The 3207-nt window shown below is 61.5% G+C and carries 3 protein-coding genes; 1 reads left to right on the top strand and 2 read right to left on the bottom strand.

Annotated elements, in window-relative coordinates; translation table 11 throughout:
- Positions 1–578: methylenetetrahydrofolate reductase (locus MOV76_RS38705; protein WP_247266548.1), on the top strand; the 578-nt coding region annotated here is incomplete at its 5' end.
- Between the two features lie 464 nt (positions 579–1042).
- Here MOV76_RS38705 and MOV76_RS38700 read toward each other — a convergent pair.
- Together MOV76_RS38700 and MOV76_RS38695 are read right to left on the bottom strand one after the other, a co-directional pair.
- Entirely contained in the window at positions 1043–1948 is a 906-nt protein-coding gene (locus MOV76_RS38700; RefSeq protein ID WP_247266547.1) for a DMT family transporter, read from the bottom strand.
- A gap of 132 nt (positions 1949–2080) precedes the next feature.
- A partial coding sequence (locus MOV76_RS38695) for a lytic murein transglycosylase (protein WP_247266546.1) occupies positions 2081–3207 on the bottom strand: 1127 nt, incomplete at its 5' end.

Genomic DNA, 3207 nt, shown 5'->3' with positions numbered 1-3207 from the left:
ATGCGCCCGGCGGCGCCGGCGCGCCCTACCAGCCGCATCCCGGCGGTTACGCCAATGCGGCGGAGCTGGTGGCCGGCCTCAAGGAAATCGGCGATTTCGAGATTTCGGTCTCCGCCTATCCGGAAAAACACCCGGAAAGCCGTGATACGGCCGCCGATATCGACATGCTGAAGCGCAAGGCCGACAATGGCGCCGACCGGGCGCTCACGCAATTCTTCTTCGACAACGACAATTTCGAGCGTTACCTGGAGCGGGTGCGCGGCGCCGGCATCTCGATTCCTGTCGTGCCAGGCATCATGCCGATCCAGAACCTGACGCAGCTGAAGCGCTTCGCCGGGGCCTGTGGCACCATCATCCCTACCTTTCTCGACGAGCGATTTGCGGGCTTCGACGACAAGCCTGAGGAGCGGGCGAAGGTCGCTGCCGAAGTCGCTGCCGAACAGATCGAGGATCTCGTCCGGCGCGGCATCCATGATTTCCATCTCTATACGATGAACCGTGCGCCGCTGGTTTCCGCCGTGCTCGACAATCTCGGCATATCCCGCCGGGAAACAAAAAGTGCGGGCGCAGCCGCCTGATCCTTTCGGGACGTTCAAAAGTGAAAAGCGCATGTCGGGCGGGACATGCGCTTTTTCGTTGGCGGATTGATCAGCTATTCAGGAGTTTAGGCACTATCAGTCATTACACTTTCGTCGGCCAGCTCAGATGAAGAGCATGGACAAGACGAAAGCAAACGCTGCACTGACCAACAGAACATTCAAGGATTGCGTGAGTCCCATGTCTGTCTCCTCGCGTTAACCGGCCGATAATATGTCTGAAATATGTCGGTTGGGAAGCAGATCTTATGCTGCGCTGCAGAACGGTTCGGTGGATTAGTCGAATAGCGCTCTTGCAAGCCTTTGAAATAAATCAATAATTCTCGACAAATTTTTGTTCACACAATTTAACATGCCGTTAAATCGGGCGATTGAGCATTTATCTATGCGCCTAAAACATGGCGGGCTCACAACCGGTTGAAAACATATGGAATTCGCAACCAGTTTCAGGCGGCCCTCGCCAGCATGCGATAGGCGCGGCCGTCGAGAATGACGAGGCCGAAACCGATCAGCGCCATGCCGGCGAATTCACCCAGTGCAAGCCTTTCGCCGAGGAAGAGCACGCCGAGAAGGATGGCGCTCGGCGGCACCAGCAGGGTGACGAGCGAGGCGTTGGTGGCGCCGGCCGACGCCATGATCCGGAAATAGAGGATGTAGCCGAAGGCGGTCGACAGCAGTGCCAGCGCCAGGATGGCGAGGAAGGCATCGAGCGGCGGTGCGGCAAGCGTCCAGGGACGATCGGCCAGTAGCGACAGTGGCAGCGCAATCAGCGAGGAGGCGGTCAACTGGCCGGCTGCGGTGACAGGGGCAGGAACATTCTTGAAGCGTTTGCCGTAAGTGGCGGCAAAGCCATAGGAGATCGCGGCAAGTACGGGAAGAAGCAGCGCCCAGAGGGGGGCTTCGCCACCGGCCGACATGCCGGGGCCGATCAGCACGATCGTTCCGACCAGGCCGACAAGACAGCCGGCGATCTTTGCCGGCGACAGCTTCTCGTCTGAGGTGAAGTAGTTGGCGATCAGCACCGTCCAGATCGGCGTCGTCGCATTCAAGATCGCTGCAAGACCGGCGCCGATGCGGGTTTGGCCGAAGAAGATCAGCGCATGCGGCAGGGCATTGTTGATGAACCCGAGGATCAGGAATTCGCGCCAGCGGGCCTTGAGGATCGCATAGAAGTCGAAACGGCCGGCGATATAGACATGCAGCGCCAGCGCTGCGAGCAGCAGCCTGAAGAAGACGAGGGTCAGCGGCGGCACATGCTGGACGGCGATGCGGGCAAAGAAGAAGGAGCCGCCCCAGATCAGGCCGAGCAGGACCAGCAGACCCCAGGTCCAGGCATTCATTCTGCTGTCCATGCCGATTGCTCCACCGCAAGCCGTCGTTTTGCCGAAAACCGGCACCGGCTTTCGGTTTGATGCTTTAGCGCAGGCGGGGGATCGCGCCACCCGTTTCTTGCGAAGCGGGCGGCGGTAAAGTGTCAGCGGAGATCAGAGAGCGTTGAGAAGCGCAGGCGTCGCCCATCCATCGGCCGGCATGCCGAGGCGCTGCTGTTCCTTCTGGATTGCGACACGCGTGCCGGAGCCGAGGATGCCGTCGATCTCGCCGACATCATGGCCGAGCGACTGCAGCTTGGTCTGCAGCGCCTTCATCTGGTCGCTGGCAAGCCCCTGTTCCGGCACGCCCTTGAGATAGGGCTCGGCGCCCGAAAGGCGGGTCCCGAAATAGGCGGCCGAAGTCGTGTAGATGAACGACTTGTTCCATTCGAGATAGATCTTGAAATTGGGATAGGCGATGAAGGCCGGTCCCATGCGGCCCTGCGGCAGAACGAGATCGCCTTCGAGGTTACCGAAGGCGGTATTGCCGTCGCGCGGCTTGACGCCGAGCGCGAACCATTCGCCCGCTTTCATCGTGCCGCCGAGACCGGATTTTTCCCAGGGCAGATTATCGGTCAGGGTCACTTCCTGCAGCCAGGGCTGGCCGCGCTCGAAGCCGAGATGCTGGATGAATTTTGCCGCCGTCAGAATGGCGTCCGGGCCGCTCTGCTTCAGGCGGATATGACCGTCACCGTCGCCATCCATGCCATAGGCAATGATGTCGCGCGGCAACATCTGTACCTGGCCGATCTCGCCGGCCCAGGCGCCGGTATTGGTGGCGGGGTCGAGGTCGCCGTGCTGAACCATCTCGACAAGGGCGATGAGCTGCGGTCGGAAGAGTTCCGGGCGGCGGCAGTCGTGTGACAGCGTCACCAGGGCGTTGCGGGTGTTGAAATCGCCCTGGACGGCGCCGAAATCGGTTTCCATCGCCCAGAAGGCGGTGATGACCCCCGGGGGGACGCCGAATTCCTGCTCGGCGCGGGCAAAGACGTCGGCATATTGCTTCATCTTCTGGCGGCCGATGTCGAGGCGGGCCTGGCTGACGGTGCGCTGGGAGAATTCGAGGAAGGTCTGCTTGAAGACGCCCTGGGCGCGGTCCCGGCTCAGCACCTTGGGGTCGATCTCGGCGCCGGCGAAGGCCTCGTCGGCGGCTACCGCACTGGCGCCGGCTGCGACCGCATCTTTCTTGACGCCTTCGAGGAAGGTGGACAGATCGCCGCCGCAGGGCGCTGCCGGGGCTG

The sequence above is a fragment of the Rhizobium sp. PRIMUS64 genome, assembly GCF_023006465.1.
Lineage (GTDB): Bacteria > Pseudomonadota > Alphaproteobacteria > Rhizobiales > Rhizobiaceae > Rhizobium > Rhizobium leguminosarum.
Note: the sequence above shows the minus strand (reverse complement) of the source record. Positions and strands in the feature narration are given on the sequence as shown.

Excerpts from the sequence above, each read along its gene's own strand:
- MOV76_RS38700 (WP_247266547.1), bottom strand. The coding sequence starts at position 1,948 with ATGGACAGCAGAATGAATGCCTGGACCTGGGGTCTGCTGGTCCTGCTC.